Raw genomic sequence first — 21,639 nt, 5'->3', positions numbered from 1 at the left:
CACCCCGCCCGGTGGCTGGTTGATTCGATGGCAGGTCTCCTGACTTCGCGGGTCGTCGCTTGCCCCGCCTTCCCGCACCCCTTGGGGCACAGTGGCATCGGGGGTCGCTCGCCGCTTACAGTTGCGGGGGCAGTCACGGACTTGGCGCCTGATGGCTACACCGCACCGTGTTCCCATTTCATCCGGCTGCACGTGGGCTGGCCGGAAACCATCTCGTGATGCGTAGCGCGGGTGGCGACGGCGTGGCAACCACGAAAGCGACGGTTCGCTTGCGAATTGCGCAGCTTGCGACTGGGGCATTGCCGATGACCCCCGGGCGGGCGCGAGAGGTTGCGCCCCGCGGGCACCGTGCGAAACGGGGCCGATTGCTGCGGCCGCCACGTATCGTTGCCGCGCAGAGGGGCGGCGCCCGGCAGCTGCATTCCGGGCAAACAACCCCCGGCTGTGCGGGTTGCGATTTTCCGGCCTGGAACACCTTGAACGGCGGGGGTCTTGCTGTTACGGCTGCACTCCGCATCTGCGCCACGCAGCAATTCGCAACTCGTTGCCAAGCCGTTGGAATAAAATGGTGTTTGCGACGTGGCTCTGGCGCGAAAGTCGCTCGCTGCCCGCCACACCGACAGCAGTCCGTGGCAGAGGGGACGATAATCTCTGCGGCGCCGCCCGGATGGCCGCATTCGAGGGACAAGATCATGTTCAAGCGGCTTTTCATCGCGATCATCCTGCTCGGCCTCGTGGTCGGCGGGATCGTCTGGTTCAAGTACTTCCGCGATGAGATGATCGCGCAGTTCCTGACAGGCATGGTGCCGCCGCCGGTGCCGGTCAGCACCGAGACGGTGGAGGCGGTGACCTGGGAGCCGGGGATTGACGCGATCGGCACGGCGCTGTCGGCGCGGGGGGTCGATCTGGCAATCGAATCCGGCGGTCTGGTCCGCGAGATCATGTTCATGGCGAACGACACGGTGACCGAGGGCCAGTCGCTGGTGCAGATCGACGACGACAGCGAACGGGCCGCCCTTGCTGCGGCACAGGCGGCGCTGAACGTCGCACTGGCCGAGGCACGCCGCGCCCAGACCCTGTCCGAACGCGGTGTCGGGGCGGCGAACACGGTGGAGTCGGCCGAGGCACAGACAGAAAGCGCCCGCGCGCAGGTCGCACAGGTGCAGACCGCATTGGACAGCAAGAAGCTGACAGCACCCTTCGCGGGCGTGATCGGCATCCCGCAGATCGAGATTGGCCAGTATGTTCCGGTCGGCACGATCTACGCCACATTGCAGGATCTGGGCCAGATGCGGGTCGACTTCACGGTGCCGGAACAGCAGATCGCCGCACTCGAGCTTGGGCGCGCCGTCACGGTCACAACCGAAGTGGGCGATTTCAGTGCAGGCGGCCGGATCATCGCGATCGAGCCGCGGGTAGACCCGAACTCGCGCCTTGTCACGGTGCGCGCGCAGGTGGACAACCCGTCCGGAAAGCTTTTCCCGGGTCAGTTCCTGCGGGTGCGGATCGCGCTTCCGACGGAAGAGGATGTGATCGCTGTGCCGCAGACGGCCGTCAGTTCAACGCTCTATGGTGACTCGATCTATGTGCTGAAACCCGGCGAGTCCGCCGACGAGACGACCGTGGAGCAGGTCTTCGTGAAGATCGGCCGGCGATCCGGGGGGCGGATCGAGGTGATCGAAGGGATCAGCGCCGGACAGCAGATCGTGACATCGGGCCAGAACCGGCTGACGGCAGGCGCACGGGTCAAGATCGACAACGCCGTGGCACTGAATGCGCCGGCAGGCAACTAGGGGACGGCCGTGCAGTTTTCAGAGATCTTCATCCGGCGGCCGGTACTTTCCACCGTTCTCGCGGCACTGATCCTGTTCCTCGGCCTCGCGGCGGTGGTGAACCTTCCCGTCCGCCAGTATCCCGAGGTCGCCGAGACGGTGATCACCGTCACCACCGTCTACCCCGGCGCGGCACCGGACCTGATCCAGGGTTTCGTTACCTCGCCCATCGCATCTGCGGTCTCGACCACCGAGAACATCGACTACATCACCAGCCAGTCGCGTCCGTCGGCCTCGGTCGTGACGGTACAGATGAACCTGGGCGCGGACCCCGACATCGCACTGACCGAAGTGATGTCGAAGGTCCAGCAGGTGCGCGGCCAGTTGCCTGCCGATGCCGAGGACCCGGTCATCGTGAAGGGCACGGGGATGACCTTTGCGCTGATGTATCTGGCCGTCCAGAACCCGAACATGACGCCGGAGCAGCTGAACGAATACCTCGAACGGGTCGTGCGGCCGCGCGTCACCAACATCGACGGTGTCGCGCAGATGGAGATCATGGGCGCATCGCAATACGCGATGCGCATCTGGCTCGATCCGCTGCAGATGTCGGCGCGCGGTGTCACGGCATCCGAGGTGCTGGCGGCCATCCGGTCATCCAACTTCCTGTCGGCACCCGGCAAGACCGAGAACGACTATTTCGCCTATTCGCTCACGCTCGAATCCACGATCCAGACTGCCGACGCCTTCGGCGCCCTGCCGCTGGTCCAGGGCCGCAACGGCGTGGTCCGGCTGCGCGATGTCGCCCGGATCGAGCTGGCCTCAGGCGCGGCAGATGCCATCGTGACCTTCGGAGGCGAGCGCGGCACCTTCATCGGGATCATTCCGGCCCCGGGCGAGAACCAGCTCGACGTGGCCTCCAACGTGCTTGCGGAACTGCCGCTTCTCAGCGCGACGCTGCCGCAGGGCATGTCGATCCGGCTGGTCTATGACTCGACCGAGACCATCTCGGCGTCCATCGAAGAGGTGTTCAAGACCATCGCCGAGGCGGTGGCGATCGTGGTCGTCGTGATCCTGCTGTTCCTCGGATCGTTCCGGTCGGTGCTGATGCCCGTCGTCACCATCCCGCTGTCGCTGATCGGCGTCTGCGCGATCATGCTGGTGCTGGGCTATTCGATCAACCTGCTGACACTGCTGGCGATGGTGCTGGCCATCGGGCTGGTGGTCGATGACGCGATCGTCGTGGTCGAGAACATCCACCGCCACATCGAGGACGGCATGTCACCCGCGCGCGCGGCGATCAAGGGCATGAAGGAAATCACCGGCCCGATCATCGCGATGACCATCACGCTGGCCGCCGTGCTGTCACCCCTGGCCTTCACCGGCGGGCTGACAGGATCGCTCTTTACCGAATTCGCGCTGACGCTCGCCGGGTCCGTGCTGCTGTCGGGCCTGGTCGCGCTGACCATCACACCGGCAATGTCGGCGCGGTTGCTCAACCATGGTGAGCCCGGCCGCTTCCAGCGGATCGTGGACCGCACGCTGAACGGGCTTGCGAACTGGTACGAGCGGCGGGTGTCATCCTCGCTGGATTATCGGCCGGTCACGCTTCTGATGGTGATGTCGCTGCTGGGGGCGACCGGATTCATGTTCCTGAACACCTCGTCCGAACTGGCGCCGGAAGAGGACTCCGGCGCGCTGTTCGCGATCCTGAACGGCCCGCGCTATGCGACGCTCGACTATACGGCGGCCTTCACGGACGAGATTGCGCGGCGCACGGCCGATATCGAGGAGGTTCAGACCTCATTCTCGGTCGCGGGTATGGGCGGGGCCGGGAACACCGGCTTCTACATCTGGGCGCTGAAGGACTGGTCGGAACGCGAGCGCAGCCAGGCCGTGATCCAGCAGCAGATCCAGGCGACGCTGGACGGTGCACCGGGCGTGCAGGGCTATGCCTTCGCCCCGCCGTCGCTGCCGGGGGCGGGTGGCGGATTGCCGGTGTCGATGGTGATCCAGTCGATTCACGCCCCCGAGCGCGTGGTCGAGATCGCCGAGGAAATCCGCGCCAAGGCGATGCAGAGCGGCATGTTCATCGTGGTTCAGAACAGCCTGTCCTTCGACGCGCCGCAGGTCCGCGTCACGATCGACCGCGACCGCGCCGCGAACCTCGGCGTCGCGGTCAGCGACATCGGCAGCACACTTGGCCTTCTGGTCGGCGGCGGTGCGATCGGGCAGTTCGACCGCGACTCGAACAGCTATGACGTGATCACACAGGTGCCCCGCGCCTGGCGCGACAATCCCGAACGGCTGCAGGAGTTCTTCGTGCGGGCGGGTTCGGGCGCCATGGTGCCGCTGTCCTCGGTTGTCACGATCACCCCGGGCGTGACGGCCGCCTCGATCGAACAGTTCAACCAGCTGAACGCGGCCACCCTGTCGGCGATGCCGATGATCGGCCTGTCCTCCGGCGTGGCGCTGGCCGAGCTGGAACGCATCGCGGCCGAAACGCTGCCGGATGGGTTCTTCATCGAGTATTCCGGTCAGTCGCGGCTGGAGAAAAGCGAAGGGAACACGATCCTCCTCGCATTCGGCGCGGCGCTGATCGTGATCTACCTCGTCCTGGCGGCACAGTTCGAAAGCTTCCGCGACCCGTTCATCATCATGATGTCGGTGCCGCTGTCGATCTTCGGGGCGGTCCTGCCGCTCTACTTCGGGGTCAGCACGCTGAACATCTACACGCAGGTCGGGCTGATCACGCTGATCGGCCTGATCACCAAGCACGGGATCCTGATGGTCGAGTTCGCCAACCAGCAGCGCGCCGAACATGGTGCTTCGCGCCGTCAGGCCATCGTCGCGGCCGCAAAGACCCGGCTGCGACCGATCCTGATGACGACAGCCGCGATGGCCCTGGCGGTGGTGCCACTGATCATCGCCGAGGGTGCGGGGGCTGCGGCGCGGCAGGCCATGGGCCTGGTCATATTCACCGGCCTCCTGATCGGCACGTTCTTCACCTTGTTCGTGGTGCCGATGTTCTATTCGCTGATCTCGCGCAGCGATGCGTCCTATGCCATGCACAACCGCAAGGTGCAGCAGCAGTTCGGGACCACCTAGGACCGGCCCGGCCCCACCGCCGGGCGGGCACCGGGCCGCGTCGTGTCAGTTTCCGGTGGCGTTGTTGATCTGGTTGCCGGCGCCAAACACCGCCCCCACGACCTGTGTCACGCTCTGGAGTGCGGTCAGCGGGCTTTCCGAGACATAGATCACATCGTTCGGGTTGACGATGAAGCGCCCGGCGCTGAACAGCCCGTCCGCGGTCGTGAGGTCGATGACAAAGATCACGCGCGTCGCCTCCGGGCCGCGCACGCCGTCACGCACGGCAGACGCGTGATATTCGCGCAGGATCAGCACAGCCTGCGGGTCGGCGCGGGCGTCGTTCACGCCGCCGACCGCCGCCATCGCCTCAAGCGCGGTCGGCCGGTCGTTCGGAAAGCGCAGGATCTGTTCGCGCCCCGCAGCACCAAGCGCAATGAACTGGCGGCTGTCGCTGTCGATGATCAGCTTGTCACCCCCCTGCAGCACGGTATCCAGATCGGGGTTCTCGTAGAGCCGCTTCACCGTTGTCACATATGTCTTTCCGCCGCGGACCAGACGCACCAGCGGATGCTCCAGCCCGCCGCTAACACCGCCCGCCAGCGCGATCAGGCCCAGCACCGTCAGCGCGCCATCCTCCAGCGGATAGCTGCCCGGGCTGCCGACACCGCCGACCACATCCACCGAGTTTGCCCGACCGACCGACAGCGACAGTTGCACCTGGGCCGACGGTGCAATGGCGGTCAGCTGTTCCTGGATCGACTGGCGCGCGTTCTCTGCCGTCATCCCTGCCACGGTCACCCGGTCCAGATACGGCACGAAGATCTTGCCATCGGACGCAACGGTAAGCTGCGCAAGCGGAACCGCCTTGGTCCCCGAGGGCGCAAGAAGCGATGTCTCGGACGAATCCCAGACGACGAGGTCCAGCTTGTCGCCCGCCCGGATGGTCCGCGCGGACCGGCCACCGCCGCCCGATATCCAACTGCCGCTCGGCCCGCCGCCGGTCATCGGCCAGTGCGCCACACGGCCGACCAGATCGCGGGTGACCGGGTAGATGGCATATTCCGAGGCTGTCTGCTCCTCGGTCGCGGTCGCGAGAATGCGGCGACCCTGCGCCGCCCCGCGCGGCAGGCTGCACCCGCTGACAAGCGTTGCACCGACGATTGCCGCGAATCGGCGCCTTGTGATGACCGGCATCATGGTCCCCCAGAACCGTATGGCCCACCGCCCACGAGCAGCATTGCGGAGACCCTTTGCGCGCACATTACGCCCGGGGGGTGCGGGGTCAACCGTCTGCGTCGGATTGCGCGGGCAGGCGCCGGATCCCTGCGCAACGGGGCAACACCCCGGCCGTCACACATCGTATCCGCCCGTCCGGTGCCACCGCCATGCATCCTCGATCATCTGCCGAAGGGTGGAGCGGGCGGGGCTCCACCCAAGCTCGTCAAGTGCCCGCGCGGACCCCGACACCAGACGCACGGCATCGCCCGCACGGCGCGGACCCTCCACCACGGGCACCGTCCGGTTTGTCACTGCCCGGGCGGCGTCGACAACCTCCCGCACCGAGAACCCTCGGCCCGACCCGAGGCAGAACACTCGATCGGGCCTGCCATCCTCAAGCCATCGCAGCCCCGCCACATGCGCCTCGACCAGGTCCATGACATGAACATAGTCACGCACCGGCGTGCCGTCGTGCGTCGCATAGTCGGTGCCGTGCAGCGTCAGCGCCGGGCGCCGCCCCTCGACCGCGTCCAGCATCAGGGGGATCAGATGCGTCTCGGGTCTGTGGTCCTCGCCGATTTCGGCGTCGGGGTCGGCGCCCGCGACATTGAAGTAGCGGAATATCACATGCCGCAATCCATGCGCCCGGCCGAAATCGCGCAGCATCTCCTCGATCGCGCGTTTCGTGGCACCGTAGGGGTTGATCGGATTCTGCGGCGTATCCTCGTCGACCGTCACGCCGTCGGGTTCGCCATAGGTCGCACAGGTCGACGAAAAGACAAAGGACAGGCATCCTGCGGCCACCGCCGCCTCGATCAGGTTCAGCGACCCACCCACGTTCACGCGCCAGTATTGCCCGGGGTCCGCCATCGCCTCACCCACCAGCGACAGGGCGGCAAAATGCATCACGGCAACCGGCCGCCACCGCGCGAACACCTCGTCCAGCCGCGCGCGATCCAGCAGGTCGCCCTGCTCGAACGGGCCGAAGCGTACGGCATCGCGCCAGCCGGTCGAGAGATTGTCCAGCGTCACAGGCTTGAAGCCGGCACGCGCCAAGACCTTGCAGGCATGCGAGCCAATGTAGCCGGCACCGCCGGTCACCAGTACGACTCGGTCCATCGCGCATCCTTTCGACACCGCGTCGAAAGGGCACCGGGCGCGCGGCGGTGTCAACCGCCCTGCCCCGTCACTTGCCGTCCGGACGCAGGCATGGTTCATCAGACAGGCACGACCGCGGGCGCAGGATGGACGAGATGCAGACCAATGCCGAACCGCAGGCACGGCGCGCCGCGACCGAGGCGGCGGGCAAGCGGGTGATCGGGATCGAAGGCGCAGCGCTGACCGCGCTGGCCGACAACTTGCCCGCCGGTTTCGCCGATGCGGTCGAGGCGATACTCGCCTGCCGTGGCCGGGTAATCCTGTCGGGCATCGGCAAGTCGGGCCATGTGGCGCGCAAGATCGCGGCAACGCTGTCCTCGACCGGAACCCCGGCACATTTCATCCACCCGTCCGAGGCGAGCCATGGCGATCTGGGCGCGATTGCCGATACCGACCTCTGCCTGTTGCTGTCGAACTCGGGCGAGACATCCGAGTTGTCCGACCTGATTGCCCACGCCCGCCGCTTCGGCATCGCCGTGGTGGCGATCACCGGACGGGCCGGGTCGACGCTGGCGGGGGCCGCCGATGTGGCGCTGATCCTGCCCGCCGCACCCGAGGCCTGTCCGCACGGCCTCGCGCCCACCACCTCGACGACCCTGGCGATGGCTCTGGGCGATGCGCTTGCCGTCGCGCTGATGGAGCGGCGGGGGTTCGAGGCCGACCATTTCCGCACCTTCCATCCCGGTGGAAGGCTGGGTGCCCGGCTGGCGCGCGTGGCGCAATTGATGCGTGGCCCCGAAGCGGGCCCTTTGCCGCTGGTCGCGCCAGAAACGGCGATGGACGAGACGCTGCTCGCGATGACCGCCGCGGGCTACGGCATCGCAGGGGTGGTGGCGGGCGGGCGTCTTTGCGGTGTGATCACCGACGGCGACCTGAGGCGCAACATGGTCGGTCTGATGGACAGGCGTGCAGGCGATGTCGCAACGCGCAATCCGCTTACCGCGCCTCCGGGAATGCTGGCGGTCGAAGCGGTGGCGCTGATGAACGCACGCAAGATCACCCAGCTCTTCGTCGTGGATGAGGGCGGGCACCCGCTGGGGATCCTGCACATCCATGACTGCCTGCGCGCGGGCGTGACATAAGGAGATCAAACATGCGGACCGTCATCGTCATCCCCGCGCGCTTCAAGTCGACACGCTATCCGGGCAAGCCGCTGGTGTCGCTGCGTGCGCCCGACGGAACGGCAAAGACGCTGGTGCAGCGATCCTGGGAGGCCGCCATGGCGGTGCCTGACATCGCGGCCGTCTATGTCGCCACCGACGACGACCGGATCGCCGAAGCGGCGCGGGGATTTGGCGCGCAGGTGATCATGACATCCGAGGAATGCCGCAACGGCACCGAGCGCTGCGCCGAGGCGGTTGCGGGGCTGGAGGCGGATCTTGTGGTGAACCTGCAAGGCGACGCGCCGCTGACACCGCCATGGTTCGTGACCGCGCTTGTTGACGCAATGGCCGCCGATGCCGCGGCGGGCGGCGGCGCGGAAATTGCCACGCCGGTGATCCGCTGCGACCAGACGACGTTCGACAATCTTCTGTCCGACCGCCACGCCGGCCGGGTGGGCGGCACGACGGCGGTCTTCGGCGCGGGTCACCGCGCGCTCTACTTCTCGAAGGAAGTCATTCCCTACACCGCCGGGCTGGGCGCGGGGCCGATACCGGTGTTCCACCATGTGGGCCTCTATGCCTACCGCCCTGCCGCGCTTGCCGCCTATCCCGGCTGGCCGATCGGCCCGCTCGAGGCGCATGAGGGCCTGGAACAACTGCGCTTCCTCGAGAACGGGCGGCAGGTTCTGTGTGTCGAGGTCGAGGCGAGGGGCCGGGTGTTCTGGGAACTGAACAACCCCGTGGACGTCGGCCGCATCGAGGCCGCACTTGCCGCGATGGGCTGAGACGGCGCTACTTCGACGGGTCGATCAGATCCTTCCAGTATCGCCGCACGAAGAACAACCCCACTGGCAGCAGGAACGCAATGATCCCGACGACATAGGTCACCGACAGATAGGTCGGCTGGTAGGTCGGATAGATTCCTGTCCGAACCACGGCAACGAAGTGCACGATCGGATTCCATTCCAGCCAGTCGCGATACGGCATCGGTATGTCGTCGATCAGGATGATGATGCCCGACAGCAGCATGAGTGGCCGGTTGATCAGCGACCATATCCGGTCCCAGAGCGGAAAGAAGTGGAACAGCACGCAGTTCATCGTGCCGATCGAAAACGCCAGCATGAGGGCAAGCGACAATCCGAGGATCATCTTTGAATAGTCGAACAGCGGGCTCAGATCGTACATGATCAGGATACCCCCGAGGACCAGGACGTAGATGACGATCTTGGTCATCGCGCTCAACAGGAACTTGGCGATCAAGGCATCGATGAAGGTCACGCCCGGGTAGGACAGGAGCGGTTTCGAATGCCGCACCGCAACCGCCACCTTGTTCGACAGATCGGCAAACATGATGTAGGGCACCAGCCCCGAGGCATAGAACAGGGGGAAGTTGTGCCCGATGGGAGGTGAGCGCATGATCAGCGTGAAGATCACCGTCAGGACAAGAATGCCCGCCGCAGGTTCAACGATTTCCCAGACATACCCCAGGGCGCTGCGCGCGTTTGACATGGTCATGTCGCGCAGCATCAGCGCAAAAATCGTGCGCAACGCGCGCAACCGCAGCGCGCGCTGCGGTCTGGGCCGGCGTGCACGCGGCGCTGATGCCGCAGATGTGGCAAGTGGCGGGTCTACCTGCATGGTCCCGACTGGATTTTCCACAGCCGAAGGGGTAACACCATCGGCGAAAGCCTTGCGGTTGCGCCGCATCGCGCGTGCCGGGGTCGCCTTGCCGAAATCCCGGGACGGCACGACGAGCGGCGCGATCCGGTCCTTCCGGCCGACGCCCCCGCACCTCGGCCGGAACCATAGTCGATAGGACGGAATTTGGAAGACACATCCGACAATTCGCGCCGCGTGGGCCAACCCGCCGGACGTCCACCCGGCGCGGCACCTGCACCGCAGCAACCGACGCCCGGCCAGCGTCCGCCGCTCGCCGCGATCGCGGCGCCCACCGGCCCGGCTGCGGCACCGCAGGACATGGCGCCGCCACGGCTGGGCCCGATCGCCCTGGCGCGTGCCAAGGCCGCCGCCGAGGCCGAAAGCGGCGCCGCGCCCCCTGCGAACCCGCCCCCGGCAAAGCTCGGGCCCATTGCGATTGCCCGGGCAAAGGCCGAAGCCGAAGCGGCCGCCGCTGCTGCCGCAAATCCGCGCCCTGTCGACCCTCCCCCGCTTCCCGGTGCGGGCACAGGGCAGGGCCTTCCCGCGTTCAGCGGCGCGGGACCCGCGCGCGTCCGGCGCCGGCACGTGGGCCTTCTGGCAGCGTTCATCCTGATGGTGGCGGCGCCCGCGACGGCGATGGCCTTCTACCTGTGGACGATCGCGTTGCCGCAGTACGACTCGCGTCTCGGTTTTTCGGTCCAGAAGGAAGAGTTCAGTTCAGGCCTGCAGATCCTTGGCGGTCTGACCGAGCTTTCCGGCAGCAGCACCAGCGACACCGACATCCTGTTCAAGTACATCCAGAGCCGGGAACTGGTTCGTCAGATCAACGAACGCCTGGACCTCGTGTCGATCTACACAAGGCCCGAGGACCCGCTGTTCAGCCTTGGCCAGGACCCGACCATCGAGGATCTCGAGGATCACTGGGGCCGCAAGGTGGATGTGTTCTACGACACGTCGAGCCGCCTGATCGAGGTGCGCGCGCTGGCCTTCACGTCCGAGGACGCACTGGCGATCACCAGGGCGATCTCGGACGAAAGCACGAAGATGCTGAACCGGCTTTCGGCCATCGCGCGCAATGACACCACGCGCTATGCCCGCGAGGAACTGGATGTCGCACAGGAAAGGCTGAAGCAGGCCCGGCAGGCGCTGACCGCCTTCCGCATCAGCAGCCAGATCGTCGATCCTGCCGCCGACGTGCAGGGCCGCATGGGACTGCTGAACAACCTCCTGGCACAGCAGGCTGCCGCGCTCATCGATCTCGATATCCTGGCGGCCAACACGAATGCCAACGACCCGCGCTATCTGCAGGCGCAGAAGCGTGTCGAGGTGATCGAGACCCGGATCCGCGCCGAGCGCGCGCGCTTCGGCGACAATCCGGCGGAAGAGGATCAGCGCTATGCCGAACTGGTCGCCGAGTTCGAGGCGCTGTCGGCCGATCTCGAGTTTGCCCAGCAGGCCTACACGACCTCGCGCGCCGCCTATGACAATGCCCTGGCCGAGGCGCAGCGGCAGTCGCGGTATCTGGCCACCTACATGCCGCCGACCCTCGCGGAACGCTCGATCTATCCCCAGAAACCGATGATCCTCGGCCTGACGACGGGCCTGCTGTTCTCGATCTGGATGATCGCGGCCATCGTGTTCTACTCGCTGCGCGACCGTCGATAGGGGGCGTTGCGGGCGCGATGATCCGGCTTCAGGGGCTTTGCAAGACCTATCATACCAAAGGAAAGTCAAAGGTGGTGGCAGATCACATCACCTGCACCTTTCCGTCGCGCACCGGCGTCGCGATCCTCGGTCGCAACGGCGCGGGCAAGTCGACCCTGCTGCGGATGATCGGCGGCACGCTCGACCCCGATGCGGGCACCATAACCCGGGTGGGCACGGTGTCGGCGCTCGTGGGGTTCGGCGGCAGCTTTCACGGCGACATGACCGGGGCGCAGAACACCCGCTTCGTGGCCCGGATCAGCGGCGTGGATACCGAGGAACTGGTCGCCTATGTCGAGGATTTTGCCGAACTTGGCGAGCATTTCTACCTGCCGGTGCGCACCTATTCGTCGGGCATGCGCGCACGTCTGGCGTTCGGTGTCTCGATGGGGATCAAGTACGACACCTATCTGGTGGATGAGGTGACAGCGACCGGCGACGCGATCTTCCGCGCCAAGAGCCAGGCGGTCTTTGCCGAACGCATCAAGGACAGCGGGCTGATCTTCGTGACCCATTCCATGAGCTCGGCGCGCAGCATCTGCCAGCACGGCGCCGTGCTGGAGGGCGGAAAGCTGACCTATTACACCGACATGGACGAGGCGATGAAGCACCACGAGGAAAATACCCGCAGGCTGCAGGCCGCCTCCGGCCGCGGATAGACCGTCAGCCCCCGTTCAGAACATGAAGTCGTCGACACCGATCTCGGTCGGCTGGACCGCCTGCAGGATGATCGTCTGGTCCCCCCGCACGATCTGCGTGCCCAAGGCATGGGCCGAAATGGCCAGCGACGCGAACTTCGTTTCGGCCGGCGCGGGAACGCCGAAGCTCAGATTGATGCGATCCTCGCCCGGCACGAAGTCGGTGATCACGTCAAGCTCCGGCCCGACCAGCAGGCGCAGGTTGAAGACGAACACATCCGCCCCTTCGTCACCCGTCATCCAGTCCGACCCGAGCCCAGCGTTGATCGTGTCGTTGCCTGAACCGCCAAAGATCGTGTCGTTGCCGTTTCCGCCCGAGAGCATGTCGTGGTCGGCGCCGCCAAAGATCAGGTCATCCTGGTCACCGCCACCGATCGTGTCGTTGCCGTCACCGCCATACAGCGTGTCATAGCCGTAGCCGCCGCCGATGGCATCATTCCCGGCGTCGCCATAGGCCATGTCATTGCCGTAGGAACTGGCGATCGTGTCGTGGCCCGCACCGCCGCGCAGAAGATCGTCCCCGATACCGCCGCTGACATAGTCGCGCCCGTCACCGCCATCCATCAGGTCATTGCCCGGTCCGCCGCCCATGATGTCGTCACCGGCGCCGCCGAACAGCGAATCGTTCCCCTCGCCGCCGCCGATCTGGTCGTTTCCGATGCCGCCGTAGGCTTCGTCATCCCCGGTGGACCCGGCAATCGTGTCGTCACCCGCATCGCCATAGAGGACGTCGTTGCCCTGCTGGCCGCTGACCACGTCGTGATCCGCGCCCCCATAGAGCGTGTCATGGCCGTCGCCACCGCGCAGGACGTCATTGCCGCCATACCCGAAGATCAGATCGGGGCCGGTGGTACCGGTGCGGCTGTCGGCTCCCGGGCCGCCCTCGATCGCCCCATTGCCCAGCAACGCGCCGGATGCGACCGTCTGGTCGGTGAACCGCACGAATTCGACACCATAGACAAGATCGGTCCCGTCGGCGGACACCAGCCTGTAGCCGCCTTCTATGGCCGTCACCGTGGTGGCGGCCCGGGTTGCGTTGATCACCACGGTGTCGTTGCCCGCGCCGCCGTAGACGGTATCGTTCCCCCGGCCCGGCGTGATCTCGTTGTCGGCGCTGTTGCCCGTCAGATGGTCATTGCCGGATCCGCTGCGCAGGTTCTCGATGATCGTGCCCGACATGATCACGACATTGCCGCGCTCACCCCCGACGTCGGAGGCCGCGCCCGGTGTCAGGTCGATGCGCTGATCCGACGTGTGGTTCGACAGGTCCAGCAGGTCGGTTCCACCGGTATCGCGGATGGTCAGGCCGATCGGATAGGCATTGACATCCGATGCGGGCAACCATTCGGTGGCGTTTGTCGCGCCATCGAACATGTAGCCCATGATGCGGCCCAGATAGCCGCCCACATTGCTGCCGGTTCCCCAGACGGTATTGCCCGCATGAACCGGCCCGGCCGCACCATAGACCGAGGCGATGGCAGCCATGTCGCCGATCATCGGCGTGACCGGCAGCCACCCGGTGCCGCCGATGTAGGTGTTCTCCTCGGCCGAGAAGTAAGACATCACCGACATCTGGTAGCTGTCGTTCAGGAAGAACGCGTCCGAGGAGTAGCTGGCACTGCCGTCGTAGGGACCCATGTGGCCCAGACCGAGGGCGTGCCCGATCTCGTGGATATAGGTCACGAAGGAATAGCTGTTGAACTGCGCGCCGTAGGATGCCAGCCAGTTCTTCGACACATTGACGCTGGCAAGGCTGACGATGCCCGTCGCCGGATCATAGAGATCGGGACCCGCGAAGGCACCGGCCGCATTGTCGTCGATGACGATCTGCGCGGTTCCGCTGGTCGTGATGCTGAATGTCAGCCCTGTCGCATAGGTCCATGCCTCCAGTGCCCAGTCCGCCAGCCGCCGCCCCGCGGCATCCAGCCCGCTGATGTTCACCGAGATGGCCCCGCCAGCCGCCGGAATGATCCGAAGCGGGGCAGAGATGCCCCAGTTGAACTCGGTCAACTGGCTGACAACCTGATCGACGGTATAGACATTGGTGGCGGTCTGTACCGTGTACTGCCCGTTGCCCGCCTCGTAGGGCCAGCCCGACACGGCGATGTAGTGGCGCCCGGTCGTCGTGGCCGTGAACGTGATGCCGGAAAAGAAGTTCTGCGAACCCGCCTCGATATCGTCGTTGTAGGCAAGCTGAAGACCCGAGGGCGACATCACCCGCAGCACGCTGTCCTCCAGCCCGACCTGGCCACCGCCGCGCCCGAATACCGTGAACACGTAGGATTGCCCGGCGACAAGGTTGATGCCGATCCAGTCCTCGTCACCCGGCGTGATCGTGCCGTCGAGACGGTCGCCCACTGCGATCGTGTAGGCCGTCATCGTCGAACCCGCCGCATCCGCCAGTTCGACAAGCTCCGCCTGCCTGAGTCTGGGTTCGAAGCCGTCCACCAGCGTGGGATCGGCCTTCCGGGCAACAAACGCGTTCATGCGGACCTCCTACGCGGCCAACTCGAGCAAGGGACAGCGGCAGATTGCCACCCCGCCTACTAATTCGAACTCAACGATTCGGCATCCGCCACACAACTTCGGCGAGACTGAGCGCATCACGTCACGCCGCAGCGCAGCGACGGTTGCGCGGAGTCTCGCTTCTGCGATAGGACGAGGCGTCACCGCACGGGTCCCCGCGCCGGACCGACCCACGCTTGGAGCGATCGACCCCGCGCATGTCACCCGACGTATTCATTGTTCTGCCCATATTCCGGCCCCAGCCCAGGTTCCTGACCGCGCAGCTTGCTTCGGTCGCGGCGCAGACGCTGCCGCCAAAATGTGTCGTCTTCGTGGTTGCAGACCGGACGTCCGGCGCCCTTGTCCGCAAGGCCGCGCATGCGGCAGGGCTGCCGGCAGAGATCGTGGAGCCGCCGCAGAAGCTCGACGCGCCCCGGGCCTTCGAGGCCGGGCTGGAACGGGTGCTCAATCTGGCCGGGCCCGAGGCTCTGGTTGCGATGTGCGACCAGGATGACATCTGGCACCCCGATCGCCTGGCGCGGGGCGCCGAGACGCTGCAGAGCACCAGCGCGGCGCTGGTGCATTCGGATGCCCGGCTGATTGATGCCGAAGACCGCGTCATCCATCCGTCGATGTTCGCCTTTGAACGTCGCCACCGCCGCCCCGGGCTGCGCGGACTGCTGCTGCGGAACAACGTCACCGGCATGACGGTGCTGATGCGCCGCAGCCTGGTGGAACGCGCCCTGCCCTTTCCGCCGCAGGCCGGCGTGCATTTCTACCATGACCTCTGGGTCGCGCTGCTGGCCGAGGCGACCGAGGGCACCGCCCTGATCCCCGAAGCACTGGTCGACTATCGCCAGCACGGCGCCAACGCCCATGGCGCGGTGGATCGCCGCGCGCGGGCGCTGCGGATCGGCCTGCCCGGCATGACATGGCTGCGGCGCGAGGCGGCGGCCTATGCCCTTGCGCGCTACCTTGCCCATTCGGTGCACAACCGGCTGACCGACTGCGTGCAACTGGGGCAACTGCGCCACGGCGCGGCGCGCGTGGCGCCGCTGCGTCCCTACCTGCGCCGGGGGCCGGGAACGCTGCGGCACTGGGCCGATGCCGCACGGTTGGCACTGACGGGGCACCTGCGCCTTGCCCATACCGCATGGGCGCAGGGCGTGGTGTCGATGGGCCGCATGGTCTGGGCCCTGCGCGAGGCCCTGGGCCCGGGGATGAATGCGGCGCTCGACCGGTTCGACGAACGGCTGTTCAGCCTGTCGCCCGGCGCGCTGCCCGTGGTGCCGAAAAGCCTCCAGCCGGCGCAGGCCCCTCGCCCCGCCGCCGCGATCATCGACCGGCGCAAGGCGCTGCGCTTCCGCGCCACCGCCGACGCCCCCGCGCCGGCACTGCAGATCCTGGTGCCGACGCTGAACCCGACCGAGATCTTTGCCGGAATCGCGACGGCCATCGACCTTGGCCTGATGCTTGCCGGGCGCGGTGTTCCGGTGCGCTTTGTCGCCAGCGATCTTCCCGTCGGATCGGCCGATGCCTCGCGCCGCCTGCTTCTGGGCCGCATGACCCGCGACGACGACGCCACAGGCGCCGCTGACCGCGTGGACTTTGCCTGTGGCGTGACACCCGAGACGCTGGCCTTCCATCCGGAGGACGCGATCCTTGCCACCGCATGGTGGACAGCCCATGCCGCCGACCGGCTGATCCGCGAGGCCGACCTGAAACGCCGCCGCTTCCTCTACATGATCCAGGACTACGAGCCCAATTTCTATGCCTGGGGCCCCGAACATGCCGAGGCCGAGGCAAGCTATGGCCTCGACTTCGACGCGGTGTTCAACACCACGCTTCTGCGGGACTATTTCGCCATGCTGGGCCATGGCTTCGCAACGCCCGACGCGCCAGCCTTCCATCCGGCAATCGACATCGACCGCTACGCCCGCGGCACACGCCCGGATCGCGGCGGGCCGCGCCGCATCGCCGTCTATGGCCGCCCCGAGGTGCCGCGCAACATGTTCCCGACCGCCGTCGAGGGGTTGACCGATTTCATCACCGCACGCGGCCTGACGCCCGACATGGTCGAGGTGCTCTCGGTCGGCCTGCGCCATGATCCGGTGACGCTGGCAAATGGCATCGTGATGCAGAGCCTGGGAAAACTGCCCTTCGAGGACTATCCGAACTGGCTTCTCGGCATCGACATGGGGTTGTCGCTGATGCATTCGCCGCACCCCAGCCATCCGCCGATCGAGATGGCGGCATCGGGTGCGCGCGTGGTCACGAACCGCTTCGCCACCAAGGATCTGTCGCGCCTGACACCCGCGATCCTGTCGGTCGACGGCACGGCGCGCGGCGTTGCCGACGGGCTGGCGCGCGCATGGGACATGCCGCCGGTGGCCGATGCCGACCGCCGGATCGACCTGCGGGCGCTCGGCGGGCCGCTGGCCGAGGTTGCGTCACGCCTGGCCCCGGACCTGCCGCGAAGCTCGGCGATGAAGCGCGCGGCCGAATGACACGGACGATCCTTCTGCATATCGGCGCGCCGAAGGCGGGCTCGACCTACCTGCAACGGGTGCTGCTGCAGAACCGCGACCGGCTGGCGGCGGCAGGCATCGCCTATCCGCATCCGGGCACCGGCCACCCCGGCAACGCCCGCGACCTCGCCAGGATCGACGAGGCCGGGTTCGAGGCGCTTTTCGAGGGCGGCGCGACCCGGGTGATCCTGTCCCACGAGGATCTTTTCGCGGTCGAGCGCGACGCGCAGCCGCTGTCGCGGCTGGCGCGCGCGGCCCGCGTGCCGGTTCAGAAACTGGTTTTCCTGCGCCCGTGGAGCCATTTCTGCCTCGGCGACTATTCCCAGCACATGAAGCAGAACTTCGACCGCTACCTTGCCGCGCGGAACCCCTTCGATGGCAAGACCTTCGAGGAAATGGCGGCGCGGCGGGCGGCGCAGATCGACGTTGTCGCCTTCTTCCTGCGGTGGGCCCGGGTGTTTCCCCTGCCGCCGCTTGTCATTGCGCCGCATACCGAAATCCGCGCCACGGTCGAGCGTCTGACGGGGCTGACGGACATGGACTGGTCCGTGCCGCGCCACCTGACCAACCCCTCGCTCCGGCTCTGCGACCTGGAAGAGATCGCGTCCCTGATGCGCGACCCCGCGGTCCCGGCCGAACAGGTCAGGCAGGTCTATCTGGCCGCCTACCATCGCACCGCCGAAGCCGATCCGCTGCGCACGCCCGAGTTGATCGCCCGGATCGAGGCGCTGTTCGAACGGCAGAACCGCGAGCTTCGGGATGTCTACCGCTACGACAACCGCGCGGTGGTCTGAACCGTCAGGCCGTCGAACAAGGCGGCCAGCGTCGCATGGGCGCGGGGCAACCGGTCCTCGCCATCGGGGGCCTCGGCCGCCCAGAACGCAAGCTGGATCGTGGCGCCGTTCAGCATGTGCGCCAGGGCCACCGGGTCCAGCGGTCGCACCCGTCCCGCGGCGACATGCGTCTGCAGGTCGGCCACCAGTTCACCGAACCCGGACTCGAGCAGGATGTCCACGGCCTTCAGACCCAGCACCGCAGGGGCATCGCAGAACAGGATGCGCCGGGCGCCGGGCGCAAGTGCGGCATCCAGATACCGGTGATAGCACCGGCGGAACCCGTCCCAGGGCTCGGCCGCAAGTTCCCATTCCGCCTGCATGGCCTGGGCCAGTTCGCCGTCGACGCGGCGCAGCACCGCCTCGAACAGGCCGGCCTTGTTGCCGAAGTGGTGGTGAAGCGCGCCGCGCGTCACCCCGGCCCGTTCGGCCAGCGTGTCGAGGGACACCGCCGCATATCCTTCGGTCGCAAAGGCCGCGCGAGCGGCGGTCACCAACGCGTCGGCAGTATCCTGCGCGGTCTCGGCGCGCGTCTTTCGGGCAGTTGACATACCATCCGTATGTGATCTAGGAGTTTCGCATACACACCGTATGCGAACACCGAAAGACCCGCAAGATGACCCTCGCCGCGATCCGGGCCGAAATGCCGGGCACGTTGCGCCTTTCCCTGCCGATCGTGGCCGGAATGGCCGCGTCCACCCTGCTGGGCGTGACCGACACGATCATGCTGGCACCGCTGGGGGCCGTGCCGCTGGCGGGCGCGGGCCTTGCGTTCTCGTTCTCCATCATCGTCGGTGCCACGGTCTACGGGCTGATCTCGGGCGTGCCCATGCGGATCGGCGCCGCCTTCGGTGCGCGGCGCGGACGCAGCCTGACCGCCATGGTCAAGGCGGGGCTCGTGCTGGGGGCGCTCGTGGGGGCCGCAGGCGCGCTGGCCATGGTGGCAGCTTGGCCGCTGCTGCCGCTGTTCGGCCAGCCGCCCGAGGTGCTGGCGATCCTGTTCCCCTACTGGTGCCTGATCGCGGGCTTCACCCTGCCCTTCGCCATGCTGATCGTGCTGAAATCGGTGTTCGAGTCGGTGGGCCGCCCCTGGATCGGCACGGCCTTTGCCTATCTCGGCGCCGTGCTGAACGTGCCGCTGAACTATGTGCTGATCTGGGGCGCCGGGCCGATCCCGCCGCTCGGGCTGACGGGGGCGGGCATCGGCTCGGTCCTGGCGGAAACACTGGCCCTGGCGGCCGCGCTCGCCTGGTGGCGGCTTGCCCCCTCGACCCGCAGGTTGCGCCTGCGCGGCCGGCTTGACTGGTCCGAGGTGCGCGCGGGCGCGCGGGAAGGTGCGCCGATGGGCATGATGTATCTGGCCGAGACCGGCGCGCTGACCGTGCTGACCCTGATCATCGGCACGTTCGGGGCGGTGGCCCTGGCAGCCAACCAGGTGGCGATGTCGGTGGGCGGCCTGATCTACATGCTGCCGCTCGGCATCGCGCAGGCGGTCGCGATCCGGGTGGCGCAGGCGCGCGGGGCGGGTGAACCCGACCGTCTGCGCCCGGTGGTCTGGTCGGGGCTTCTTGCGGCGATGCTGTGGCTCGGCGGGGCCATGGTGCTGCTGGCGGCCGGCGGCCGCGCCATCGCCGCCACCATCAGCCCCGACCCCGAGGTCGTGGCGCTGGCCGCCGTCATCTTCGTGGTCTTTGCCGCGATGCAGCTTTTCGACGGGATCCAGTCGACCATGGTCGGCGCGCTGCGCGGACTGTCGGCCAGTTCGGCTGCGGCACGCGTGTCAACCCTGTGCTTCTGGGGCCTCGGCCTGCCTGCCGCCTGGGTTCTGGCGCATGACGCGGGGCTTGGCGTGCCGGGTGTCTGGGGCGGATGGCTGGCCGCGCAGATCGTCGCGGGCGGCCTGCTGGTCGCGCATTTCCTGCGCCTGACGCGCTTGAGCGCGGGCGCGGACCGGCCTAACCTCCGCCCCGCAACCGCAGGGGATTGTCCATGAAACGCAGCCGGATCAACAGCATCATGGCGCAGGCGGACGCCATGATCCGCGCCCAGGGCTTCGTGCTGCCGCCGTTCGCCTACTGGTCGCCCGACACGTTCCGGGCCCGCGCACCGGGAACCCGCATCGCCGCCGCACGCATGGGGTGGGACATCACCGACTATGGCCAGGGCGATTTCGACCGGTTGGGCCTGTTCCTGTTCACCCTGCGCAACGGACGGCTGGACGACCTGACCGCCGGCCGCGGCATGGCCTATGCCGAAAAGCTGCTGATCTCGCGGCAGGATCAGCTGTCGCCGATGCACACCCATGTCATCAAGGCGGAAGACATCATCAACCGCGGCGGCGCGACGCTGGTGATCGAACTGTTCGGATCCGACGACCGGGGCGGGTTTGCCGCCGACCGGGGCGGCAGCGTGCTGTGCGACGGGTTGGCGCGCAGCTATGCCCCGGGCGAGAAGCTTCGCCTGGCCCCGGGCGAAAGCGTCACCCTGATGCCCGGCGACTGGCATGCCTTCTGGGGCGAGGGGGGCGATGTGCTGATCGGCGAGGTCAGCACCGTCAACGACGACCTGACCGACAACATCTTCCGCGACCCCATCGGCCGTTTCGCCGAGATCGAAGAGGACGAGGCGCCGCTGCACCTGCTTGTCTCGGACTACGACCGCTGGCTGGGCTGATCCATCGCCGCCTGTCAGTCGATGCGCAGGCCCGAAAGGCTGGCCTCGATCAGGGTTGCGGTGTCGTCGCTGTCGGCTGAAATCGCGAGGCCCACCAATGCCATGGGCGGCCCGCCAAAGGCGCGGGCATGGTCGGCGGCCAGATCGACCGTCTCGGAAAACCGCCCCGTTTCAGGCCCGCGCAGCACGACCGTCCGCCCCCGTGCCCCCAGATAGGCCGACGGCAGGACCGCGCCGCGCGCGGCATCGCCGCCCCGCACATAGACCAGCACGCGCGCCTGATCCTCGCCCAGAAGCCGCCGCAGGTTCGGGCGGCTGCCGAAGGCGCGGGCGCGATCCTCGGGCATGAAGACGAAGTAGAGCGCCAGGTTGCGGTCATCCCCGCCCTTCACGGTCAGGTCCGTCGCAGGCACGCCCTGCGTCACGTCCCAGGTCCAGCGGGCGCTGCGGGCAGGCCAGAACGGCGCGGGCAGCGCCCGCCAGATCAGCGAGACGGACCGGTCCGCCCGCACCGCAACACGGTCCGCCCCCTGCCGGAACAGCGCGGGCGAGAACAGCGAGAAACGCTGTTCCGTCCAGGCACCGAAGTCCACGGGGCCGGCGGCCCGGGCCGGGGCCGACAGCAACAGCACCAGGGCGACAAGCAGGATGCGGGCGGGCATGCGGAAACTCCGTGCGGATGACCTGCCCGATGATAC

General features: G+C 67.3%; 16 protein-coding genes and 1 riboswitch. Of the genes, 10 read left to right on the top strand and 6 right to left on the bottom strand.

The features are described 5' to 3' along the window. Positions 1–11: 11 nt before the first annotated feature. A riboswitch (cobalamin riboswitch) is annotated at positions 12–228 on the bottom strand. A gap of 464 nt (positions 229–692) precedes the next feature. Both KF887_09560 and KF887_09555 read left to right on the top strand, forming a co-directional pair. Next, positions 693–1,793 carry an efflux RND transporter periplasmic adaptor subunit gene (locus KF887_09560; GenBank protein ID QYK43309.1) on the top strand — a complete coding sequence of 367 codons (1,101 nt, stop codon included), beginning with the start codon at positions 693–695 and terminating at the stop codon, positions 1,791–1,793. 9 nt (positions 1,794–1,802) lie between these two features. After that, positions 1,803–4,880, top strand: a complete 3,078-nt coding sequence (locus KF887_09555) for an efflux RND transporter permease subunit (GenBank protein QYK43308.1) — start codon at positions 1,803–1,805, stop codon at positions 4,878–4,880. Positions 4,881–4,925: 45 nt separating this feature from the next. On the opposite strand, the gene KF887_09550 is transcribed toward KF887_09555, so the two are convergent. Both KF887_09550 and galE read right to left on the bottom strand, forming a co-directional pair. Then, positions 4,926–6,059 carry a polysaccharide biosynthesis/export family protein gene (locus KF887_09550; GenBank protein QYK43307.1) on the bottom strand — a complete coding sequence of 378 codons (1,134 nt, stop codon included), beginning with the start codon at positions 6,057–6,059 and terminating at the stop codon, positions 4,926–4,928. 153 nt (positions 6,060–6,212) lie between these two features. After that, the gene (gene galE, locus KF887_09545) at positions 6,213–7,199 is read right to left on the bottom strand and encodes a UDP-glucose 4-epimerase GalE (GenBank protein QYK43306.1); all 987 of its coding nucleotides are present in this window, start codon (positions 7,197–7,199) and stop codon (positions 6,213–6,215) included. 134 nt (positions 7,200–7,333) lie between these two features. Here galE and KF887_09540 point away from each other — a divergent pair, with 134 nt between their 5' ends. Both KF887_09540 and KF887_09535 read left to right on the top strand, forming a co-directional pair. Continuing rightward, positions 7,334–8,320: a KpsF/GutQ family sugar-phosphate isomerase gene (locus tag KF887_09540; protein QYK43305.1), complete on the top strand. Its 987-nt coding sequence runs from the start codon at positions 7,334–7,336 to the stop codon at positions 8,318–8,320. A gap of 11 nt (positions 8,321–8,331) precedes the next feature. Next, on the top strand, positions 8,332–9,126 hold the full coding sequence (locus KF887_09535) for a 3-deoxy-manno-octulosonate cytidylyltransferase (protein ID QYK43304.1): 795 nt from the start codon (positions 8,332–8,334) through the stop codon (positions 9,124–9,126). Positions 9,127–9,133: 7 nt separating this feature from the next. Here KF887_09535 and KF887_09530 read toward each other — a convergent pair whose 3' ends face one another. After that, positions 9,134–9,856: an ABC transporter permease gene (locus KF887_09530; protein QYK43303.1), complete on the bottom strand. Its 723-nt coding sequence runs from the start codon at positions 9,854–9,856 to the stop codon at positions 9,134–9,136. A gap of 729 nt (positions 9,857–10,585) precedes the next feature. On the opposite strand from KF887_09530, the gene KF887_09525 reads away from it, so the two are divergent. Together KF887_09525 and KF887_09520 are read left to right on the top strand one after the other, a co-directional pair. After that, a complete protein-coding gene (locus KF887_09525) occupies positions 10,586–11,665 on the top strand; it encodes a sugar transporter (GenBank protein ID QYK43510.1) in 1,080 nt (359 codons plus the stop codon). 17 nt (positions 11,666–11,682) lie between these two features. Beyond that, entirely contained in the window at positions 11,683–12,363 is a 681-nt protein-coding gene (locus tag KF887_09520) for an ABC transporter ATP-binding protein (GenBank protein QYK43302.1), read from the top strand. Between the two features lie 15 nt (positions 12,364–12,378). Here the strand turns inward: KF887_09520 and KF887_09515 are convergent, their stop codons facing one another. Further along, complete coding sequence (locus KF887_09515; GenBank protein ID QYK43301.1) at positions 12,379–14,889, bottom strand: M10 family metallopeptidase C-terminal domain-containing protein; 2,511 nt, start codon at positions 14,887–14,889, stop codon at positions 12,379–12,381. A 236-nt stretch (positions 14,890–15,125) separates the two neighbouring features. On the opposite strand from KF887_09515, the gene KF887_09510 reads away from it, so the two are divergent. Both KF887_09510 and KF887_09505 read left to right on the top strand, forming a co-directional pair. After that, positions 15,126–17,414 (top strand): glycosyltransferase, encoded by a 2,289-nt coding sequence (locus KF887_09510; protein ID QYK43300.1) that lies wholly within the window; start codon positions 15,126–15,128, stop codon positions 17,412–17,414. Beyond that, the gene (locus tag KF887_09505) at positions 17,411–18,229 is read left to right on the top strand and encodes a hypothetical protein (protein ID QYK43299.1); all 819 of its coding nucleotides are present in this window, start codon (positions 17,411–17,413) and stop codon (positions 18,227–18,229) included. The genes KF887_09510 and KF887_09505 overlap by 4 nt, the downstream gene beginning before the upstream one ends. Here KF887_09505 and KF887_09500 read toward each other — a convergent pair. Further along, positions 18,205–18,819 carry a TetR family transcriptional regulator gene (locus KF887_09500; protein QYK43298.1) on the bottom strand — a complete coding sequence of 205 codons (615 nt, stop codon included), beginning with the start codon at positions 18,817–18,819 and terminating at the stop codon, positions 18,205–18,207. The genes KF887_09505 and KF887_09500 overlap by 25 nt on opposite strands. A 65-nt stretch (positions 18,820–18,884) precedes the next feature. Here KF887_09500 and KF887_09495 point away from each other — a divergent pair, with 65 nt between their 5' ends. Both KF887_09495 and KF887_09490 read left to right on the top strand, forming a co-directional pair. Further along, positions 18,885–20,261, top strand: a complete 1,377-nt coding sequence (locus KF887_09495) for an MATE family efflux transporter (GenBank protein QYK43297.1) — start codon at positions 18,885–18,887, stop codon at positions 20,259–20,261. Beyond that, positions 20,258–20,941, top strand: a complete 684-nt coding sequence (locus KF887_09490) for a D-lyxose/D-mannose family sugar isomerase (protein QYK43296.1) — start codon at positions 20,258–20,260, stop codon at positions 20,939–20,941. Before KF887_09495 ends, KF887_09490 begins: the two co-directional genes overlap by 4 nt. A gap of 14 nt (positions 20,942–20,955) precedes the next feature. Here the strand turns inward: KF887_09490 and KF887_09485 are convergent, their stop codons facing one another. Beyond that, positions 20,956–21,603: a DUF3047 domain-containing protein gene (locus KF887_09485; protein QYK43295.1), complete on the bottom strand. Its 648-nt coding sequence runs from the start codon at positions 21,601–21,603 to the stop codon at positions 20,956–20,958. Between the last annotated feature and the right edge of the window lie 36 nt (positions 21,604–21,639).

It is taken from the genome of Paracoccaceae bacterium (assembly GCA_019454225.1).
Lineage (GTDB): Bacteria > Pseudomonadota > Alphaproteobacteria > Rhodobacterales > Rhodobacteraceae.
This window is presented reverse-complemented; position numbering and strand designations above follow the sequence as displayed.

What these genes read in the sequence shown, in the direction of transcription:
- galE (QYK43306.1), bottom strand. Translation starts at nt 7,199, where the DNA reads ATGGACCGAGTCGTACTGGTGACCGGCGGTGCCGGCTACATTGGCTCG.
- KF887_09510 (QYK43300.1), top strand. Translation starts at nt 15,126, where the DNA reads ATGTCACCCGACGTATTCATTGTTCTGCCCATATTCCGGCCCCAGCCC.
- KF887_09500 (QYK43298.1), bottom strand. Translation starts at nt 18,819, where the DNA reads ATGTCAACTGCCCGAAAGACGCGCGCCGAGACCGCGCAGGATACTGCC.
- KF887_09535 (QYK43304.1), top strand. Translation starts at nt 8,332, where the DNA reads ATGCGGACCGTCATCGTCATCCCCGCGCGCTTCAAGTCGACACGCTAT.
- KF887_09540 (QYK43305.1), top strand. Translation starts at nt 7,334, where the DNA reads ATGCAGACCAATGCCGAACCGCAGGCACGGCGCGCCGCGACCGAGGCG.
- KF887_09560 (QYK43309.1), top strand. Translation starts at nt 693, where the DNA reads ATGTTCAAGCGGCTTTTCATCGCGATCATCCTGCTCGGCCTCGTGGTC.
- KF887_09490 (QYK43296.1), top strand. Translation starts at nt 20,258, where the DNA reads ATGAAACGCAGCCGGATCAACAGCATCATGGCGCAGGCGGACGCCATG.
- KF887_09550 (QYK43307.1), bottom strand. Translation starts at nt 6,059, where the DNA reads ATGATGCCGGTCATCACAAGGCGCCGATTCGCGGCAATCGTCGGTGCA.
- KF887_09530 (QYK43303.1), bottom strand. Translation starts at nt 9,856, where the DNA reads ATGACCATGTCAAACGCGCGCAGCGCCCTGGGGTATGTCTGGGAAATC.
- KF887_09515 (QYK43301.1), bottom strand. Translation starts at nt 14,889, where the DNA reads ATGAACGCGTTTGTTGCCCGGAAGGCCGATCCCACGCTGGTGGACGGC.
- KF887_09495 (QYK43297.1), top strand. Translation starts at nt 18,885, where the DNA reads ATGACCCTCGCCGCGATCCGGGCCGAAATGCCGGGCACGTTGCGCCTT.
- KF887_09520 (QYK43302.1), top strand. Translation starts at nt 11,683, where the DNA reads ATGATCCGGCTTCAGGGGCTTTGCAAGACCTATCATACCAAAGGAAAG.
- KF887_09505 (QYK43299.1), top strand. Translation starts at nt 17,411, where the DNA reads ATGACACGGACGATCCTTCTGCATATCGGCGCGCCGAAGGCGGGCTCG.
- KF887_09485 (QYK43295.1), bottom strand. Translation starts at nt 21,603, where the DNA reads ATGCCCGCCCGCATCCTGCTTGTCGCCCTGGTGCTGTTGCTGTCGGCC.